Below are 18,268 nucleotides of genomic sequence, written 5' to 3'. Positions count from 1 at the left end.
TGCGAGGGGCGTAATCGAAGGGGGCCGGTGTCAGGACCGGGGTCACTCGACGCGGTCGCGCCAGGTGCCGGCGTGGTGGCAGGCGACGGTGTGCGCGGTGCCGGCGTCCTCTCCGCCGGCGGTATCGGCGCCCTCGATGTCGGCTGCCGCACCACGCGGGGTGTCACGGCACTCCGGGTCGGCGAACCGGCAGCGCGGCGCGAACACGCACCCCACGTCCGCAGGCCAGGGCGCACGCTCCGCCGAGACCCTCAACTGCCCGAGCGGCAGCCGGTGTTCATGACGGACGCTGGGCGCCGAGGCCGTGAGCAGTGCGGTGTACGGGTGCCGGGGGCGGCCGAGCACCGCCCTGGTCGGGCCCTGTTCCACGAGCCTGCCCCGGTAGAGGACGGCGACCCGGTCGGCGATGCCGGCGAGCGAGCTGAGGTCGTGCGAGATGACGACGACGGCGAGGCCCAGTTCGCTGCGCAGCCGGTCCAGAAGGCCGAGGACGAGATTGCGGTTGGAGGCGTCCAGGGCGCTGACGGGTTCGTCGCTCAGCAGCAGCCGGGGCCGGGTGACGACCGCGCGGGCCAGCGAGACCCGCTGGCGCTGCCCGCCGGATATCTGCCCGGGGGTACGGGACCCGAGCGCGGCGGCGTCCAGACCCACCAGAGCGAGTGCCTCGTCGGCCCGGTCGTGCCGCTCCGACCGGCTCAGGGCACCGACGGCGGCGAGCGGCTCGGCCACGATACGACGTACCGTCAGATCCGGGTCCTGCGACCGCAGCGGGTCCTGGAACATGTACTGCACGCTGCCCGAGCGCCGGAACGTCCGCAGGTCGCGGCGGCGCAGCCCGGTGAGGTCGCGGCCGTCGAAGCGGACGCTGCCGGTGTCGGCGCGGACCAGTCCGACGGCGGCGCGGGCCAGGGTGGTCTTGCCGGACCCGGTCTCGCCGATGATCCCGACGATCTCGCCCGCCCGCACGGTCAGATCCACATCGGCGAGCACCCGGGTCCGGCCCGCCGAACGGCGAGCGGTGGCCCGGCGCCCGTACGACACACTCAGCCCACTGATCTCCAGGAGCGCCGGCGACGGTTCGGTCCGCGTACCCGGTTCGGTACGCGCGTCGGTGACGGGGGCGTGGCTCATACGGTGGCTCCTCGCGCTTCCGTGACGGACGTGCCGGACACCGGGAGTGCGCCGACGACATCGGTCAGGCGCAGGCAGCGGGCGCGGCGGCCGTTCGCGCGGGTGTGCAGGGCGACCGGGCCCTCGGTGCAGGCGGCGCTGGCGTAGGCGCAGCGGTCGGCGAAGCGGCAGCCGGGGAGGTCGGCGCCGGTCTCGGGCGGCCGGCCGGGAATGATGTCCAGGTCGCGGCGGTCCCAGTCCCCGATGGACGCCACCCTCAGCAGGGCCTCGGTGTAGGGGTGGGCGGGGTCGGCCAGGACGTCGGCGGTCGGTCCGTCCTCGACGATCTCGCCCGCGTACATCACGACGACCCGGTCGCAGCTCTCGGCGACCACGGCGAGGTCGTGCGTGACGAGCAGCAGCGCGAGCCCCCGCTCCTCACGGAGGGTCCGCAGTAGGTCGAGGATCTCCGCCTGGACGACGACGTCGAGCGCGGTCGTCGCCTCGTCCGCGATGAGCAGTTCGGGCTCGCAGGAGACGGCGATGGCGATGAGGACGCGCTGGAGCATGCCGCCGGAGAGTTCGTGCGGGTACTGGTGGTACACCTCGGCGGGGTCACGCAGTCCGACGGCGGCGAACAGTTCGACGGCGCGGGAGTGTGCCGCGGACCTCGACAGGCCCCGGCCCACGCGCAGTTGCTCGGCAAGCTGGCGCCCCACGGTGAGGGAAGGGTTCAGATACGAGGCCGGGTCCTGGAAGACCGCGCCGACCCGGCTGCCGCGTACGGTGTTCCATTCCTTGCGGGTGAGCGCGGTCAGCTCGACGGGTTCGGCGGCGGCGGTTCCTTCGACCTTGTCGGTTCCGTCGGTGAGGGTGACAGTTCCGGCGGTGACACGGCAGCCGGGCGGCAGGACGCCGAGCACCGAACGGCAGGTCAGGCTCTTGCCGCTGCCCGACTCGCCGACCAGGCCGACCGATTCACCGCGCGCGAGCCGCAGTGACACATCGCGGACCGCACGCACGGACCGTACGCTGTCGCCGATCGTGACGTCGAGCGCGTCGACGGTGAGAACGGGCGGGGCGTCCAGGCCCGAGTGGCCGGCCAACTGGGCTTCCGCGCCCGGGTGTTCAGACGGTCGCGACACGGCCTTCGGCCTCCTCTTCGGGTGCGGTGGATGCCGGAGCGGCGGGGCGGCGCTGTCGAGCACCGGAATCGGAATCGCGATCGGCATCGGCATCGGCATCGGCATCGGTTGCGCGGTCGGCATCGGGTGTGGCGTCGGCCGCCTCCCGTACAACCTCCGGTACGGCCGCTGTGACGAGTACCGGCTCCCCGGATCCGCTCGGCTCCCCCGCGCCGCCCGAGACCGCCGCGACCTCTCCCGCGACCGGTGCGCCGCCGTCCCGTATCGCGTCGGCGAGCAGGTTGAGGGCGCCGACCGTGATCATGATCGCGATGCCGGGAATCAGTGGTGCCCAGGGCTGCTGGGCGAGATAGCCCAGGTCGGAGGCGAGCATGCCGCCCCAGGTCGGTGCGGGCGGCTGTACCCCGAGGCCGAGGAAGGTCAGCGAGGAGACCACGAGCAGGGCCTGACCGACCGTCTGGGCGGTGGTGACGGCGATGGTCGGCAGGACCTTGCCCCAGACATGAGTGCGCAGGATCCACCACCGGGAGGCGCCCATCAGTTCCGCCGCCTCCACGTACTGCGCCTGCTTGAGGCCGAGGGCCGCCGCGCGGGTGACCCGGAAGTAGAGGGGCGCGAAGAGGACGCCGAGGGCGAGCATCGCCTGGTGCATACCGTTGCCGAGGGCGCCGACGACGGCGATGGCGAAGACGGTGAACGGCATGATCATCAAGGTGTCGGCGGCCCGTTGCGTGGTCCATTCGACGGTCCGGCCGAGCCAGACGGACGCGAGCCCGGGGACGATGCCGATGACCATCGCGGCGCCGACGGACTCCAGGGCGCCGACGAGTGAGGGTCCGGTCCCGGCGAGCAGCCGGCTCAGGACATCACGGCCGAGGTAGTCGGTGCCCAACAGGTGCTGGGCGCCCGGACCTTGGAGCATGTCGGCCGGGTGCTGGGCGAGCGGGTCGTCGGGGGCGACGGCGGCGCCCGCCACGGCGAGGAACGCGACGAGGGCGAGAACGGCCAGCGCGAGACGCGCCGTGCGCAGCCGCCAGGTGCGGCGAAGAGCCCTCATACGGCGGCTCCTTGACCCGCGTCGCCGGTCCCGCGCCCGCCCCGGGTGCGGCGGGCCGCCGGATTGAGCGCGGCGAGCGCCGCGTTGACGGCGATGTTCGCGACCAGCACGACCACGACGGTGACGAGCAGCGTGCCCTGGATGACGGGGATGTCGTGCTGTTCGGCTGCCTGGAGGGAGAGTTGGGCGATACCGGGAAGGTTGAAGATCTTCTCGGTGACGACGGCGCCGCCGAGGATGACCGGGACGCTGACACCGAGGACGGTGAGCGCGGGTCCCGCCGCGTTGCGCAGGACGTGTCCGAACAGGACGCGCCGGGCGGAGAATCCGCGCATCTCGGCGCCGGTCACATAGTTCTCGCGCAGCGCGCCGACGAGTGAGGTGCGCAGTTGCCGGGCGATCGAGGCGGCGGCGTCGAGGCTCAGCGCGAAGGCGGGCAGGATCGCGTACCGCAGCCACTCCCCCACACCCGCGCCGATCGGCTGGTAGCCGCCGGTGGGCAGGGCGCCGAACTGCACCGCGAAGACGACGATGAGGACGATGCCGATGAGGAAGGGCGGCAGGGTCGCGAGGACGGAGCAGACGAGGGTCACGGTCCGGTCGATCAGGCCGCCGTTGTCGAGGGCGGCGGCGATGCCCGCGCCGCCGCCGATGAGCACCGCGAGCAGCAGGGCGAGGCCCGCGATGGACAGGTCGACGGGCAGGGCCTGCGCGATGCTGTCGGCGACCGGGACCCCAGTGAACCAGGAGACGCCCAGGTCGCCGGTGACGGCGTTGCCGAGCCAGGTCAGGTACTGCACGGGCAGGGACCGGTCGAGGCCGAACTGCGCCTCCATCCGGGCGATGTCAGCCGGGGTCGCGAGGTCGCCGAGTACGGCGGCGGCCGGGTTGGCGTCGGAGAGCGCGCCCAGCGCGAAGGTCAGCAGGGACGCCAGGAGGAACACGGTGACGGTGACCGCGGCGACCCGTCCGAAGGAGCGGGGCGCGGCAGCGAGCCGGCTCAGCGGTCGCCGGACAGATCGCCGCTCCTTCGTCTCGGGGGCGGCCCGCGGACCGGTGGCGGTGCTCATGAGACGGAGACCCCCTCGAACCGCTGGACGACCGTATACGCGGGGATCTCGGAGACCTTGGGGTTGCGGGCCAGGATGCGCGGCACGGTGTAGAGGAAGACGTTCGGCATGGTGCGTACGGCGATACCGGTCGCCTTCTGGAGCACCTCGGGGTACCGGGGCGAGTCGAGCGGGGTGCGGCGGACGACGTCGAGCGCGGCCTCCAGTTCGGGCGGTGAGGTCCGCCCCGGGTTCATCAGCCCTTCCTTGCCGAAGAGCACCTGGAACGCCTGCGTCGCGGCGTCGCGTCCGGCGAACTGGTCGACGTAGAGGGCCTTGGCTCGCTGGATGTACACGATCTGGGTGGCCTGGTCGGCGGGGATGGTCTCGATGGTGGCGGTGATGCCGACCTTCTTGAGCTGTGCCTGGACGAGTTCCGGGACGCCTTCGCCCTTCTGCGCGGAGAGCGTGATCTTCAGCCCGTCGGCGTGGCCCGCCTTGGCCAGCAACTCCTTGGCCTTCTCCGGGTCGTAGGGGAACAGGGTGTCCAGGGCGTCGTCGTGACCGGCGTAACCCTTCGGGAAGGGCTGGCGGGTGACCTCGCCGTACCCGAACGAGGCTGTTTTGAGGAGTTCTTCGCGGTCGATGGCGTACTTCAGCGCGAGGGCGACGTCGGGGTCGGTGAACGGCTCGCGGCCGATGTGGACATCGAGGACGGCGACGACCATCGAGGGGATGACCTGTACCTCAAGTCCCGCCGCCTTGGCGGCCTTGACCTGGCTGCCGGGTATCTGGGCGACGTCGTACTGACCCGACTTGAGGGAGGCGACGACGGTCGACGGCTCGGGCAGCGGGTACAGCTCGAAGTTCGGCACCTTGATCTGCCCGGCGTCCCAGTAGGAGGCGTTGTGGCGCAGGACGGCCTTCGAGTTCTGCACATAGGAGACAAGGGTGTACGGGCCGGCGCCCGCCGGTTTGGTGGCGAGGCCCGCCGCGTCGGCCTCGAACACCTTCGGGTTGACGATCATGCCGGTCTTGCCCGCGAAGAGGGCGGGCAACTGGAAGTCGGGTTCGGCGAGCCGGAGTTCGACGGTGTGCGCGTCGAGCGCCGTCACCTTCCGCACTCCGGTGAGCTGCGCCGCGATCAGCGACTTCTCGTCGTCGCGGCCCCGCTCGATGCTCTTCTTCACGGCGGTCGCGTCGAGTGCCGTCCCGTCGCTGAACTTCAGGCCGGTGCGGAGCGTGAAGGTGACGGTGGTGCCTTCGGTGTTGTACGTCCAGGACTTGGCCAGGGCCGGTACTGCCTCACCCTTGGGGTCGAGCTTGGTCAGGCCCGCGTAGACGAGGGACAGGGCGTGTACGTCCCAGCCGGCGGACGAGGTGACCGGATCCCAGGAAGTCGGCAGGGCCCAGCCCCATTTGAGTGTGCCCTGACCCGTTCCGGCGGCCGAGGTGGAGGTGGAGCCGCAGGCGGTGAGGGCGAAGGCGGCGCCCACGCCGAGCGAGAGACCGAGGAACGATCTCCGGCCGAGTGCGGAGGTGACGGGGGGCGTCGGGGCCGTGACGGTCGGCGTGGCGGTGGACGTGGTGAGGGACTTCGGCATGGGTGCGCACCTTTCTCGGCCGGGCCGCCGCACCCGGGTGTGCGGGCACACGGGAGCGCGGGCAGGGCCGTTGGGACGCCCGGTCGACGGTGGCGCGGGCGAAGGAAGTGACGACAAGACGGGGGGGCGAACAGGGCGGATCGGCAGGCAGGGCGGATCGGCGGATCGGCGGGGGTTCCGGCGTACGGGAGCACTGCTTCCGGCCATCCGCGACGACGTGCGGACAGGCCGGGGCGGGCGCTCAGGAGGGTGAACGGGCGCCGCACGCATGGGCGGCGTTCGCCGGGGCGGCGTTCGCCAGGGCGGCGTTCGCGACCGTGCGCGAGGGGTTACCGGGTGCCGGGGCCCTCAGGGCGCCGGGCATTGGCGCCGGGACTCCGCAGGAGGCGGGTCAGCGACAGAGTGCGCTGGAAGTGCGCCGATAGTCCACGTAGCGGCAGACCACGCCGGGGTGCATCGAATGCATGTCCCGTATCCTCACGGCCCGGCACCGCCCTGTCAATGGACACCTCTTGGTGTCTCATTCATCGAGACCCCGACGACCTGCGTGTTTACGGAACACGGCGGCACCAGGTGCGGGACGGCGTCAGGCGCGGGTGGCGGGGTGGTGGCGGGCCTCCTCGGGGTGCAGCCACAGGGGCCCGTTGCCGGTCTCGACGCGTACGGCGTCGGCGGGCGGCGTGAACTCGCCGGTGAGGAGCGCCAGTTCGGGGCCGGTGAGCGTCTGCCACCGGGTCAGGGCCGCCTCGGGCGCGAGACGTCCTGGGCGCGGCAGCGGGCCGCCCGCCACCGCGTCGGCGGCCTCGGCGTACGCATCGAGCGGCTGCCATCCGGGGACGCATTTCCGGCCACCCGGCCCCTCGAAGAGCAGGGTCGGGAGGGCGTACCGGTATCCGTCCCCCACTTCCTTGGCGCGTCCCGGGTGCGGCCCCGGCCCCTCCAGGTCGAGGACGTCGGGCAGGGGTGCGCGGGTCTCCGCCCAGTCGGCCCGGACGGCGGCGCGTGCCTCGGTGGAGTCAAGGGCGGTGAGCAGTCGGGGCAGGTCGAGGCCGGGGAGACCGCGCAGGGCGTCCTCGACACCGGCCGGGGTGTCCGCCGGGGTGCCGAGCACGAACGTCGTCTCGCGCAGCCGCCGCAGGACCCGCTCGGCAACCTCGCCGCCCTGCGCCTGCGCGGACTTGGCGGCGAGGGACGCGGGCCAGCTCGTCCGGGTCAGCCGGTGCAACCGGGGCGCGTACGGAGCGCGGGTGTGCTCGGCGACACCCCGGACGAAGCCCTCGTACCAGCGGGCCTCGGCGTCCGGGTCGGGCGCCGGGTCGTCGTTCTCGTCGAAGAGGATGCCGAAGACGCGGCGCCAGCGGACGTACGGGTCCCAGCTGTGCCGGAGCAGCCGGAAGACGGGTTCGGCGCCCCAGGCCCAGGGGCAGGCGGGATCGGTGAACTCCGTTACGCGGAGTGGGAGTCGGTGCCCGGCGGGCGGGACGGACCCTCCGGTGACGGTCGGGCGGGGCTGCCGCGCGGACGTGCTCATACCGGGAGGGCCGCGGAGCCCTGGCGGGACGCGAGGTCCCCGATGGTGGTGCGCGCGAGCCGGGTCTCGGCAGCCGACTCGACGGACCGCCACAGCTCCGCGACGCCGTGCGCGGCGCCCGGGTAGTCCAGGGTGCCGGGGCGTTCGCCGCGTACCGTGAAGAACTCGCCGTCGACGGCGGTCATGACCTCGGCGACCGTGATGGATCCAGCGTCACGGCCGATCCAGTAGCCGCCCTCGCAGCCGCGCTGGCTGCGCACCAGACCGGCCGAACGGAGGTCGCGGAACACCGACTTGAGGAAGCGGAACGGGATCTCCTGAGCGGAGGCTATGCCCTCACAGGTCAAGGGCCGCCCGCTGTCCGCGGCCAGCTCCACGAGGGCCCGTACCGCGTAGTCCGCCTTTGCCGAGATCTGCATGTGCACCGTCTTCCCGAAGGGTCCGTCCACGGCCGTGTGTCTCCGCCCGAGGACGGCAAAGGGCCAGCCCAGGCGTAATGGACACATCTTGACATCCATTCGCCGCGCTCTCTACCGTCGGCGTCAGGATCTTGCGTACGCCCCTTCGCACCTCTCGATTTCCATCCCCCCATTTCCAGCCCTCGATCTCCACCCCCGATCTCCACCCCCGACCTTCCGACGAGCAGGATGCCCATGGCCCCGCACACCCCGCCCTCGTCCGAACCGGACCGGGACGCCTTCCACCCCGATCTGCCGGACGGCCCCCGCGACCCCGCGGAAAGCCAACTCCCGCTCCGGGCACGGCTGCACCACATTCGGGCGGACGCGCTCGACGGCGACACCGCGCAGACCGGCGGCATGCGGCGGTTCGCCGCGATCAGCGGGCGCACGGTCGGCTCCGAGCGGATCTGGATGGGCCAGACCCATGTCGCCCCGGAGACCGCCTCGTCCAACCATCACCACGGGAAGTCCGAGACGGCGATCCATGTGGTGAAGGGCCACCCGGAGTTCGTGTTCCTCGACGACTCCGCCGGCACACCCGAGGAGGTCCGTATCCGCACCGCGCCCGGTGACTACATCTTCGTCCCGCCGTACGTCCCGCACCGCGAGGAGAACCCGAGCGCCGACGAGGAGGCCGTCGTGGTGATCGCCCGCAGCACGCAGGAGGCGATCGTGGTCAACCTGCCCGAGCTGTACGTGCTCGGCGAGCAGCCGCCCGAGAGCTGACCGGCCCGGCCGTCACCACCTGCGCCGTCATCACCCGCTCCGTCATCACCCGCGTCATTACCTGCGACGTAATCGACCCTTTCCGCACCACCCGGCATCGTTGCGGTCACCGGGACCCCGGGAGCACGGCTCCCGGAGGACCGGACTTCCCAGCCGTGCCGACGAAAGGCCGATGCACCATGTCCGAGAACCGTTACGAGACCGCCGTCGCCCGCTACTTCGACGCCTGGAACGCCACGTCCCCCGACGCCGTGGGCAAGGCCGTCGCCGTCGCGTGGACCGAGGACGGCTCCTACACCGACCCGCTGGCCGATGTCGCGGGGCTGGACCAGGTCGCCGCGGTCATCAACGGCGCGCACCAGCAGTTCCCCGGTTTCATCTTCCGTCCGCTGGGCGCGGTCGACGGGCATCACGACCTCGCCCGCTTCGGCTGGGAACTGGTCGATCCGGCCGACGGCTCGGCCCCCGTCGCGGGGTTCGACGTGATCACGCTGGCCGAGGACGGCCGGATCCGTTCGGTGCTCGGCTTCCTGGACCGGGTGCCCACCGCGTGACAGGGCGTCGGGCGCCCCACGGGGGTGGGCGCCTCAAGGATCCGTCTCAGGATCTGATGGCCCGCATCGTCGCGGTGTGTTCCCGGACCTCTTCCGGGGTCAGATAGGTGTCCGTGTACTCGAAGTCGCGCAGGGTCGCCGGCTGCTGGGACTGGAAGCCCATCCGGACGAAATCGTCGCCCGCGACGGCGTTGAGTATCCAGTTGGTCAGCACGCGCGTCTTGGCGACATTGGTGCGCAGCGCCGACCAGTGGTAGCCGCGGGCGACGGCCTGGGCGGGCACCCCGTGCAGTTCGACGCCGAGCGGCCGGGACACGGCGTCCCTGCCGCCGAGGTCCACGACGAGCCCGAGGTCCCGGTGCTCATAGGGCCGGGTCGGCTGGTCGCGCAGCGTGGCGATGACGTTGTCGGCGACCGTCCGGCCCTGGCGCATGGCGTGCTGCGCGGTCGGCGGGCAGACCGCGTCACCGCCCTTCTCCAGGTCGGGCACGGCTCCCGCGTCGCCGAGTGCGAAGACGCCGTCGGCGCCGGGCAGGACCATGTCGGCGCCGACGACCAGCCGGCCGTGCACCGTCTCGGCGTCGAAGGTGTGGACCAGAGGGCTCGCGACGACGCCCGCCGTCCAGATCAGGGTCCGGCACGGTATGACGCGCCCGTCGGTGAAGGTCACCTTGTCGGCACCGGCCTCCGCGATTGACACCCCGAGGGAGACCTCGATGCCGCGCCGGCGCAGGATGCCGAGGGCGACGGCGCCGAGCTTGTCGCCGAGTTCCGGCATCAGTTTGGGGGCGATGTCGATGAGGTGCCACTTGATCTGTCGCGGGTCCAGGCGCGGATAGCGCTTGAGCGCGTTGGTGGTGACGCGCTGAAGGGACGCGGCGGTCTCGGTGCCCGCGTAGCCGCCGCCGACCACGACGAACTGGAGCCTCGACACCCGCTCGTCCTCGTCGTGGCTGGCGTCGGCGATGTCGAGCTGCGCGATCACGTGGTCGCGGATGTAGGCCGCCTCGGCGAGGGTCTTCAGGCCCCGGGCGTGCTCGTTCAGGCCGGGGATGTCGAAGGTGCGGGTGACACTGCCGGGGGCCAGCACGATGCGGTCGTAGGGCTCGTCGACGATCTCGCCGGTGATCGTGCGGATGACGCAGATCTTCGCCTTGAGGTCCACGCCGACGGCGCCGCCCGGGATGATGCGGGTGCGGTGCTTGCCGCTGCGGCGCAGCGACACGGCGATGCACTGCGGGGTGAGGACACCCGCCGCCACCTGGGGCAACAGGGGCATATAGAGCTGGTACGAGTAGGGCGTGACCAGGGTGATGTCCGCCTCGCCGGGGGCGAGTTTCCGCTCCAGGCGCATGACGCATTCCACCCCGGCGAAGCCGGCGCCCACCACGAGAATCCTGGGTCGAGCCACGGTGTCCGTCCCTTCCTGGGCCATTCGTCCGCCGACGCCTGTGGGGTCAGTGCAGCAGGTCGGACCAGTTCGCGGGGACGCGGTCGGCGGGGCCAGGAACGGGCTGGTCGGCCGGGTGGCTCTCGGGCGGGGCCAGCTCGGGACCCGACTCGTACATCTCGTTCCCGTCGTAGCTCCAGAACCAGCTTTCGCCCGGTTCGTAGCTGCGCATGATCGGGTGCCCGCTGGCGCGGGCGTGGCTCGTGGCGTGCTGCGCGGGTGAGCTGTCGCAGCAGCCGATGTGGCCGCACTGCGCGCAGCGGCGCAGATGGAACCACCAGCCGCCGCCGGCCTCGCATTCGGCGCAGCCCGCTCCCGACGGCGGGACGGACGGGTCGATTCCGTTGACGGTGCTCATGATCACTCCCGGTGGACGGTGGCCGTGTTCACTCCGGTGAGATGTCGTTCACTCCGCCGAGAGGTCCGGCGGCTCCGGCTGGGTCTCGGGTTCCGGTGGGGTCAGCGGCAGGTGGACCCGGAAGCGGGTGTCGCCGGGGGCGGACCGCACTTCGAGGTCGCCGTGGTGTTTGTTGACGACGATGCGCCAGGAGATGTCCAGGCCGAGGCCCGTTCCCTCGCCGACCGGTTTCGTGGTGAAGAACGGGTCGAAGATACGGTCGCGGATCTCGTCGGGCACCCCGGGTCCGGTGTCGCCGAACTCGACGAGCAGCCGGTCGCCGTCCAGCGCGGTACGGACGGTGAGGGTGCCGTCGGACTCAGGCGCGGAGGCGGTGTCGGCGGCGGCGCCCGGACCGGTGGGGGCACCGCTCATCGCCGCGACCGCGTTGTCGATCAGGTTCGTCCAGACCTGGTTCAGCTCGCTCGGGTAGGCCGGGATCTTCGGCAGGGTGCGGTCGTAGTCCTTGACGACGGTGATGCGGGGGCCGATCTTCGCGGAGAGCATCAGCAGGGTGCTGTCGAGGAGTTCGTGCACGTCGGCGACCTGGTAGGGGGCGCGGTCGAGCTGCGAGTACTGCTTGGCCGCGTTGACGAGATGGGAGATGCGGGTGGCCGAGTCCTCGATCTCGTTCATCAGGAGTTCGGTCTCGACGGTGTAGTTCAGCCAGCGCACGGCGCCTTCGAGGGTGCCCTCGTCCACGTCGGCGGCGACCCGGTCAAGCCAGTCGGTGTCGAGTCCGGCCTGGACGAAGGTCGGCGCGAGCTGCCAGCCGCCGGTGATGCCGTGGTCCTCCAGCCAGTCCCCGAGCGCGTCCTCCCGGTCGGCGGCCTCCAGCGGGCTGAGAGCGGTGGCCTTGGCGACCAGGTCCGCGGTGCGCTCCTGCACCTCGATGAGGGTTTCCAGGCTGCCCCGCTGGTACGGGCCCGCGGCGATCGCGCCGAGCTTGTGCCGCATGCCGGCGACCCGTTCGCGCAGCGCCGAGGTGGCCCGTACGGCCGCGGCTGCCGGGTTGTTCAGCTCGTGCGTCAGCCCGGCGGACAGGGAGCCGAGGGCGAGCAGCCGCTCCCGCTGTCCCACGGCCCGCTGCGTCGACCGGGTGCCGAAGAAGAGCCCTTCCAGCAGGTGTACGGCCATCGGGAACCACTCGCGCATGATCGCGGCGAAGCAGTCGGCGCCCAGCACGAAGAACCGCGAGGGCTCGGTCACGCGCAACGAGCTGTTGTACCGCTGCGGCACCCGGTCGCCGAGGTAGGACTGGAAGGCGCCCGCGTACACGCCGGGGCTGGAGGTGCGCGTGACCTCGATGTCGTCGGCGCCGACCCGGCGGGACATCACGACGGTGCCTTCGAGGAGGACGTAGAAGCAGGTGGCCTGCTCACCCTCGGCGTAGACCGGGCCGGTGTCGTACCACTCGACGCGGCCCTCGTGGCAGAGCCGTGCCAACTGCTCCGGCGAGAGTTTCTCGAAGAGGAACAGCGAACTCAGTTCCTCCTGGTCGCACACGGCAGGCTGCCCGCTCATGACTGCTCCAGATAGCGGTGGACGAGCATGACCGCCATCGCGCCCTCGCCCACCGCGGACGCGACACGCTTGGCGGACTCGGCGCGCGCGTCACCCGCGACGAACACGCCGGGCACATTGGTCTCCAAGTGGTAGGGCGCGCGGTCGAGTTCCCAGCCGGGCGGCCGTTCGCCGTCGGCGGCGAGATCGGGCCCGGCGATGATGAAGCCGCGCGGGTCCCGCAGGACGGTGCCGTCGAGCCAGTCGGTGAGCGGTGCGGCGCCGATGAACACGAACATCCACTGGGCGTCGACGAGTTCGGTGTGCCCGGAGGCCGTGTCGCGGAGGGTGAGCTGCTCCAGATGGTCGCTGCCGTGCGCGGCCTCGACGACCGTGCCGGTGCGCACGGTGATGGTGGGGGCGTCCATGACCTGCTCGACCAGGTAGTGCGACATCGAGTGCGACAAGGATTCACCGCGGACCAGAAGGGTGACCGACTTGGCGCCCCGGGCGAGGTACATCGCCGCCTGCCCGGCCGAGTTGGCGCCGCCGACGATGTACACGTCGTGCCCCTGGCAGGCGACGGCCTCGGTGAGCGAGGAGCCGTAGTACACGCCGCAGCCGGTGAGGTCGCCGATGCCGGGCGCGTCGAGCTGCCGGTACGACACGCCGGTGGCGAGGATGACGCTGTGCGCGGCGATCGCGGTCCCGTCGGAGAACTGGACGGTCCGCGCGGAGCCGCTGACCTCCAGTCCGGTGACCTCGCGCGCGGTGAGCATCTCGGCGCCGAACTTCGCCGCCTGCCGTCGGGCCCGGTCGGTGAGCTGTGCGCCGGAGACGCCGTCGGGGAAGCCGAGGTAGTTCTCGATCCGGGAACTCTGACCGGCCTGGCCGCCGGTCGCGGAGCGCTCCACGACCACGGTCCGCAGGCCCTCCGACGCGCCGTACACGGCGGCGCCGAGTCCTGCGGGTCCGGCGCCGATGACGACGAGGTCGTAGAAGTCGGCGGCGGGTGTCGTCGCGAGGCCGACGTGGGCGGCGAGGTCCTGATCGGCGGGCTCCACGAGGACCGTGCCGTCCGAGGTGATCACCAGCGGCAGCCTTAGCCCGTCCTCCTCGGCCGCGGTGAGCAGCCGCTGCCCCTCGGGTTCGTCGGAGGAGTACCAGCGGTACGGGACCTGGTTGCGGGCCAGGAACTCGCGGACGTCCGACGAGCGCGCCGACCAGCGGTGGCCGACGACCTTGGTGGTGGGCACCGTGCGGTGGTCGGCGGCCCGCCAGGTCTCCAGGAGGTCGTCGAGGACCGGGTAGAGCTTCTCTTCGGGCGGGTCCCAGGGCTTGAGGAGGTAGTGGTCGAGGTCGACCACGTTGATCGCGTCGATGGCGGCATTGGTGTCCGCGTAGGCGGTAAGCAGGACGCGGCGCGCGGCCGGGTACACGTCCAGGGCCTCTTCCAGGAACTCGATGCCGTTCATCTGCGGCATCCGGTAGTCAGCGAGGATCACGGCCACCAGGTCGCCGCGGAGTTTCAGCTCGCGCAGCGCGTCGAGCGCCGACTCGCCGGACTCGGCCCGCACGATGCGGTACGACGCGCCGTAGCGGCGTCGCAGATCTCGGGCCACGGCCCGCGACACACCGGGGTCGTCGTCCACGGTGAGGATGACGGTCCGTGTCGCGTCGACAGCCTCTGGCATACGTCTCCCACCCGGAGTCGATCAGTGCCGCGCCCGGCGCCTCGCCGGGTACCGGCCGTGGCATCACTGCACGCCCCATCGTATGTTCGATCGCCCCGATTCGCTCCGGAACGCCGGTTCGGTCCTGATGCCCCTTTTCCGGTGCGGTCCTGGAGCCCGTTCCCGGTGCGCTCCGGGCACCGCCCCCTTGACCGCCCTGGTCCAGACCAATAGTTTCCCGGCATGCGTCGAAGAATCCTCGTCAGGCTGGCTGTCGCCACCTGCGCCGCGTCTCTTCCGGTTTCCCTCCTGGCCATGGCACCCGCATCGGCCGACTCCCGCACCTCCCACGCACCGTCCCCCGAGTACAAGCGGGTCGGCTACTTCACCCAATGGGGCGTCTACGGACGGGACTTCCAGGTCCAGGACCTCGACAAGAGCGGTGCGGCCGAGCGGCTCACCCACATCAACTACGCCTTCGGGAACGTGAGTTCCGACGGCAAGTGCTTCACCGGCAATGTGCCGGGCGAGGCCGACGCCTGGGCGGACTACGCCCGGCCGCTCGACGCCGAGAACTCGGTGGACGGCGTCGCCGACACAGACACCCAGGCGCTGGCGGGCAACTTCAACCAGCTCAAGGAACTCAAGGCCAAGCACCCCGGCCTGAAGGTGATGATCTCGCTCGGCGGCTGGAGCTGGTCCACCCACTTCTCCGACGCGGTCCGCACCCCCGCGTCCCGCAAGGCGTTCGTGTCCTCGTGCATCGACCTCTACCTCAAGGGCAATCTGCCGGTCGACGGCGCCCGGGGCGGTCCCGGTGCCGCGGCGGGCGTGTTCGACGGCATCGACCTCGACTGGGAGTGGCCGGGCTCGGCGGGCGACACGGACACCGTGTACCGGCCGGAGGACAAGAAGAACTTCACGGCGCTGGTACGGGAGTTCCGCACCCAGATGGACGCGTACGCGAAGTCGCAGCGCGCGACATCCCCGCGCGGGAAGAAGCATTACGAACTGTCGGCGTTCGTGCCGACGGCCCCGGCGAAGATCGACGCCGGATTCGAGGTCCGCAAGATCATGCGGGACCTGGACTTCGTCAATCTCCAGGGCTACGACTTCCATGTCTCGGGCGAGGCCACCACGAACCAGCAGTCGGCGCTCTACGCCCGGAACGACTTCAGCGTGGACCAGACCGTCGGCGACTGGCTGCGCCGCGGCGCGCCGGCCCGCAAGCTGGTCGTCGGGATGCCGTTCTACGGTCAGGGCTGGACCGGTGTGACGGGCGGCGGCGACGGGCTCCACCAGCCCGCGGCGGCCCCGGCACCCGCGACCTGGCAGTCCGGCTACGAGGACTACAAGGCCCTGAAGAAGCTCGCCGACGCGGGCACCTTCGAGGTCCACCGCGACCGTCGCAACGGTCACGCGTGGCTGTTCGACGGTACGACGCTGTGGACGTACGACGATCCGCAGGTCCTGAGCACCAAGTCCCGCTATGTGCGCGAGAACCGGCTCGGCGGGGCGATGTTCTGGTCCCTGGACGGGGACACCGCCGACGGTGAGCTGGTGCGCGCCGTCGACCGGGGCCTCGGGGGCCGCTGACCCGCCGACCGGACCGGCGGGCGCCCGGTGGGACAGGACCACGTGTCCCACCGGGCCGTCCCGCCCGGTGCCGCCGTCCGGCGGCCCGGTCGTTCAGGGGGTTCGGTCGTTCAGGGGGTTCGGTCAGGGGTACGAGACCAGATTGGCCACGTTGCTGGACGAGTTGGACGGTCCTCCGGTGTTGTTGATGACATGGCTGATGGTGCCGGTGCCGCCGAGGGAGACCGTGACCATGCTGTGGAAACGGACCCCCGAGACATTCGGCGCCTCGATCGCGCGATCGGCGACCACGCCCGGATTGACGTTGAAGTAGCAGTAACTGCCCAGACCCCACGCCTCATGACTGGTCACGTTCGGGGACACCTTGTAGGCGTCGTAGCCGCGTGTGGAACCGTTCATCCACGCGGCCTGGTTGGGCGGGTCGTAGGGCATCTCGTTCTGGAAGAAGTACGTGCGCCCGCCGTTGCCGTTCCAGATGACCTGATGCTGCTGATAGTGCTCCACGAACAGCCCGTACGCGGTGACGTCGGTGCCGTTGACGACGAGCCCGGTCGCGGCGGTGTTGCTGGTCCAGCCGACACCGCTGCCGTGATCCGCGCGCCACAGCCACATGTGGTCACCGATCACGTCCGAGCTGTTGATCACCAGGCTCTGCGTGGCCTTGCCGACGCCGGCGCCGCCGATGCGGAAGAACACGTCGTGCAGCGAGGTCGGGTTGGCGGTGTGCCGGGCACTCGACCCGGACGGGCCGACGTTCATCAGGGTCTCCGAGTTGGTCGTTCCGGCGTCAATCAGCAGCCCGGCGATCTTCACACCGTCCACGTCGGCGACGTTCATCGCGGTGATGCCGTTGTCCGGGATCAGCGTCGCGAGACCGAGACCGAGGACGACGGTGTCCGCTCGGTTGACGTTCAACGTCTGGTTGAGGTGGTAGACGCCGGGCGTGAACAGGAGGTTCTTGCCCTGCGCGAGCGCCCCGTTGATGTCCGTCGCGGTCGCGCCCGGCTTCACGATGTAGAAGTCGGCGATCGGCAGCGAGGACCCTGCCGGGGTGCCGTTGGCCCAGGTGGTGCCCTGGGTGTTGGTCCGCAGCGAGGGCACGAACACCTTGTAGGCACCGGCGCTGTCCACGTACAGGAACGGCTTCTCGCGGGTCACCGGGGACTGTGCGACCGTGGTGTAGGGCGGGTTGGGGAAGGTGTTCGCGGGGGCGTTGACGTCACCGACGAAGACCATGTTCCAGTTGGATCCGGTCCAGCTGCCCCACTGGCTGTTGCGGGAGAGCCACTGCTGCTGCGAGCCGGAGCGCACCTGGCCGTCGACCTTCGAGTCGGCCATGAAGCCGCCGCTGGACCAGCCGCCGTCGTCCAGTTGCAGATTCCCACGCACATGCATCCGCCGGTACGGCGCCGCCTGGGAGACCGCCCAGCGGTCGCTGCCGCCGGCGGGTGTGACGGACAGGTTCTCGGCCGAACGCCAGAAGTTCTGTGTGGCGTTGCCCTGGAACCAGTCGGCCTCCGCGTGCACGGCGCCGTTGATGGTCACGTCGTCGGGTGACAGTCCAAGGCCGGCGACCTGGGTGTAGAAGCCGACGTTGGCGTCCACGTTGTAGCTGCCGGGCTTGAACAGGAGTGCGTAGCGCTGCGCGCCGAACTGGTTGGTCTCCTGCTGGCCGAAGACCTGGTTGAGGCGGCTCTGGATTGTCGCGGACGACATCGACGGGTCGAACACGGACACATTGGGACCGAGGTCCGGGGTGCCGGGCGGGTTCGACGGGCCGTCGGCGGAGCCGAGGCTGAAGGACTGGGCCGCGCTGCCGTTGCAGGTGTACTGCTGCATCCGCGCTCCGTCAGCGGTCGACGCGCCCGGCACGTCCAGGCACTTGCCGCTGTTGCGGTTGACGAAGTGGAAGGTTCCCCCGGCCTCCTCGACCGGCAGCCACTGCTGGTTGTTCCCGCCGGAGTACGTCCACAGCTGGATCGGCGCCGCGTCGGCCGCGGACACGCCGGTGACGTCCCACGCCTTCGCGGTGTCGTTGCGGTTGTTGACGCGGACGTATCCGCCGCTGGTGGGCACGAACTGCCACTGCTGGGCCGTCGACGCGTTGCACGCGTACTGCTGGACGGCGGTGCCGTCCGCGGTGCCTGCCGCTGCCGCGTCCACGCATTTGCCGCTGTGTTTGGCGGCGACGGTGGCCCAGCCGGTGGGCAGGGCGGCGGCCGAGGTGGCGGCCTGGGCCGCCGGGGCAGCGGTGACCGCGGACAGCAGGGAGACGCACAGGGCGCCCACGGCGGCGAGTGCCGCACCGCGCCGCCGTGGGCCATCGGGGTGAAGTCGCCGGATGAGACGGCTGGTGCGACGGCTGGTGCGACGGCGTTCGGCGGGGAACGCCGGTCCGGAACGTGTCATCTG

Annotated in this window: 14 protein-coding genes and 1 pseudogene; 3 read left to right on the top strand and 12 right to left on the bottom strand. The window is 71.2% G+C overall.

The genetic code is table 11. From position 1 onward, the window contains the following. Window positions 1-42 precede the first annotated feature (42 nt). The 7 genes and pseudogenes from ACFVT5_RS13035 to ACFVT5_RS13005 all read right to left on the bottom strand — a co-directional run bounded on the left by ACFVT5_RS13035 (window position 43) and on the right by ACFVT5_RS13005 (window position 7,915). Window positions 43-1,131: an ABC transporter ATP-binding protein gene (locus ACFVT5_RS13035; protein WP_389885449.1), complete on the bottom strand. Its 1,089-nt coding sequence runs from the start codon at window positions 1,129-1,131 to the stop codon at window positions 43-45. Window positions 1,132-1,193: 62 nt separating this feature from the next. Further along, window positions 1,194-2,216: pseudogene (locus ACFVT5_RS13030) on the bottom strand (ABC transporter ATP-binding protein); the annotation flags it as partial. Between the two features lie 22 nt (window positions 2,217-2,238). Beyond that, window positions 2,239-3,312, bottom strand: a complete 1,074-nt coding sequence (locus ACFVT5_RS13025; protein ID WP_389885446.1) for an ABC transporter permease — start codon at window positions 3,310-3,312, stop codon at window positions 2,239-2,241. Next, complete coding sequence (locus tag ACFVT5_RS13020; protein ID WP_389885444.1) at window positions 3,309-4,382, bottom strand: ABC transporter permease; 1,074 nt, start codon at window positions 4,380-4,382, stop codon at window positions 3,309-3,311. The genes ACFVT5_RS13025 and ACFVT5_RS13020 overlap by 4 nt, the downstream gene beginning before the upstream one ends. Then, a complete protein-coding gene (locus ACFVT5_RS13015) occupies window positions 4,379-5,965 on the bottom strand; it encodes an ABC transporter substrate-binding protein (RefSeq protein ID WP_389885441.1) in 1,587 nt (528 codons plus the stop codon). Before ACFVT5_RS13015 ends, ACFVT5_RS13020 begins: the two co-directional genes overlap by 4 nt. Before the next feature lie 586 nt (window positions 5,966-6,551). Then, window positions 6,552-7,496, bottom strand: a complete 945-nt coding sequence (locus tag ACFVT5_RS13010) for a DsbA family protein (protein WP_389885438.1) — start codon at window positions 7,494-7,496, stop codon at window positions 6,552-6,554. Continuing rightward, window positions 7,493-7,915, bottom strand: a complete 423-nt coding sequence (locus ACFVT5_RS13005; RefSeq protein ID WP_389886633.1) for an RrF2 family transcriptional regulator — start codon at window positions 7,913-7,915, stop codon at window positions 7,493-7,495. Before ACFVT5_RS13005 ends, ACFVT5_RS13010 begins: the two co-directional genes overlap by 4 nt. A gap of 234 nt (window positions 7,916-8,149) precedes the next feature. Between ACFVT5_RS13005 and ACFVT5_RS13000 the strand changes: the two genes are divergently transcribed. Both ACFVT5_RS13000 and ACFVT5_RS12995 read left to right on the top strand, forming a co-directional pair. Further along, window positions 8,150-8,683: a cupin domain-containing protein gene (locus ACFVT5_RS13000; RefSeq protein WP_389885436.1), complete on the top strand. Its 534-nt coding sequence runs from the start codon at window positions 8,150-8,152 to the stop codon at window positions 8,681-8,683. Window positions 8,684-8,862: 179 nt separating this feature from the next. Further along, window positions 8,863-9,237, top strand: coding sequence for a nuclear transport factor 2 family protein (locus ACFVT5_RS12995; RefSeq protein ID WP_389885433.1), 375 nt, complete (start codon window positions 8,863-8,865; stop codon window positions 9,235-9,237). 46 nt (window positions 9,238-9,283) lie between these two features. On the opposite strand, the gene ACFVT5_RS12990 is transcribed toward ACFVT5_RS12995, so the two are convergent. From ACFVT5_RS12990 to ACFVT5_RS12975, 4 genes are read right to left on the bottom strand one after another with little or no spacing between them, the layout of a single operon-like run. Beyond that, the gene (locus ACFVT5_RS12990; RefSeq protein WP_389885430.1) at window positions 9,284-10,648 is read right to left on the bottom strand and encodes an NAD(P)/FAD-dependent oxidoreductase; all 1,365 of its coding nucleotides are present in this window, start codon (window positions 10,646-10,648) and stop codon (window positions 9,284-9,286) included. Window positions 10,649-10,694: 46 nt separating this feature from the next. Beyond that, entirely contained in the window at window positions 10,695-11,045 is a 351-nt protein-coding gene (locus tag ACFVT5_RS12985) for a UBP-type zinc finger domain-containing protein (RefSeq protein WP_389885427.1), read from the bottom strand. A 48-nt stretch (window positions 11,046-11,093) separates the two neighbouring features. Further along, window positions 11,094-12,608 (bottom strand): ATP-binding protein, encoded by a 1,515-nt coding sequence (locus ACFVT5_RS12980; RefSeq protein WP_389885424.1) that lies wholly within the window; start codon window positions 12,606-12,608, stop codon window positions 11,094-11,096. Beyond that, a complete protein-coding gene (locus ACFVT5_RS12975) occupies window positions 12,605-14,281 on the bottom strand; it encodes an FAD-dependent oxidoreductase (protein ID WP_389885421.1) in 1,677 nt (558 codons plus the stop codon). Before ACFVT5_RS12975 ends, ACFVT5_RS12980 begins: the two co-directional genes overlap by 4 nt. A 222-nt stretch (window positions 14,282-14,503) precedes the next feature. Between ACFVT5_RS12975 and ACFVT5_RS12970 the strand changes: the two genes are divergently transcribed. After that, window positions 14,504-15,856: a glycoside hydrolase family 18 protein gene (locus ACFVT5_RS12970; protein ID WP_389885419.1), complete on the top strand. Its 1,353-nt coding sequence runs from the start codon at window positions 14,504-14,506 to the stop codon at window positions 15,854-15,856. Window positions 15,857-15,979: 123 nt separating this feature from the next. Here the strand turns inward: ACFVT5_RS12970 and ACFVT5_RS12965 are convergent, their stop codons facing one another. Beyond that, window positions 15,980-18,265, bottom strand: coding sequence for an RICIN domain-containing protein (locus ACFVT5_RS12965; RefSeq protein WP_389885416.1), 2,286 nt, complete (start codon window positions 18,263-18,265; stop codon window positions 15,980-15,982). Window positions 18,266-18,268: the final 3 nt, after the last annotated feature.

The sequence above is a fragment of the Streptomyces sp. NPDC058001 genome, assembly GCF_042886315.1.
GTDB lineage: Bacteria > Actinomycetota > Actinomycetes > Streptomycetales > Streptomycetaceae > Streptomyces.
Note: the sequence above shows the minus strand (reverse complement) of the source record. Positions and strands in the feature narration are given on the sequence as shown.

Bases quoted from the DNA above. Each gene is read 5' to 3' on its own strand.
- ACFVT5_RS13035 (WP_389885449.1), bottom strand. From the start codon at position 1,131: ATGAGCCACGCCCCCGTCACCGACGCGCGTACCGAACCGGGTACGCGG.
- ACFVT5_RS13025 (WP_389885446.1), bottom strand. From the start codon at position 3,312: ATGAGGGCTCTTCGCCGCACCTGGCGGCTGCGCACGGCGCGTCTCGCG.
- ACFVT5_RS13020 (WP_389885444.1), bottom strand. From the start codon at position 4,382: ATGAGCACCGCCACCGGTCCGCGGGCCGCCCCCGAGACGAAGGAGCGG.
- ACFVT5_RS13015 (WP_389885441.1), bottom strand. From the start codon at position 5,965: ATGCCGAAGTCCCTCACCACGTCCACCGCCACGCCGACCGTCACGGCC.
- ACFVT5_RS13010 (WP_389885438.1), bottom strand. From the start codon at position 7,496: ATGAGCACGTCCGCGCGGCAGCCCCGCCCGACCGTCACCGGAGGGTCC.
- ACFVT5_RS13005 (WP_389886633.1), bottom strand. From the start codon at position 7,915: ATGCAGATCTCGGCAAAGGCGGACTACGCGGTACGGGCCCTCGTGGAG.
- ACFVT5_RS13000 (WP_389885436.1), top strand. From the start codon at position 8,150: ATGGCCCCGCACACCCCGCCCTCGTCCGAACCGGACCGGGACGCCTTC.
- ACFVT5_RS12995 (WP_389885433.1), top strand. From the start codon at position 8,863: ATGTCCGAGAACCGTTACGAGACCGCCGTCGCCCGCTACTTCGACGCC.
- ACFVT5_RS12985 (WP_389885427.1), bottom strand. From the start codon at position 11,045: ATGAGCACCGTCAACGGAATCGACCCGTCCGTCCCGCCGTCGGGAGCG.
- ACFVT5_RS12980 (WP_389885424.1), bottom strand. From the start codon at position 12,608: ATGAGCGGGCAGCCTGCCGTGTGCGACCAGGAGGAACTGAGTTCGCTG.
- ACFVT5_RS12975 (WP_389885421.1), bottom strand. From the start codon at position 14,281: ATGCCAGAGGCTGTCGACGCGACACGGACCGTCATCCTCACCGTGGAC.
- ACFVT5_RS12970 (WP_389885419.1), top strand. From the start codon at position 14,504: ATGCGTCGAAGAATCCTCGTCAGGCTGGCTGTCGCCACCTGCGCCGCG.
- ACFVT5_RS12965 (WP_389885416.1), bottom strand. From the start codon at position 18,265: ATGACACGTTCCGGACCGGCGTTCCCCGCCGAACGCCGTCGCACCAGC.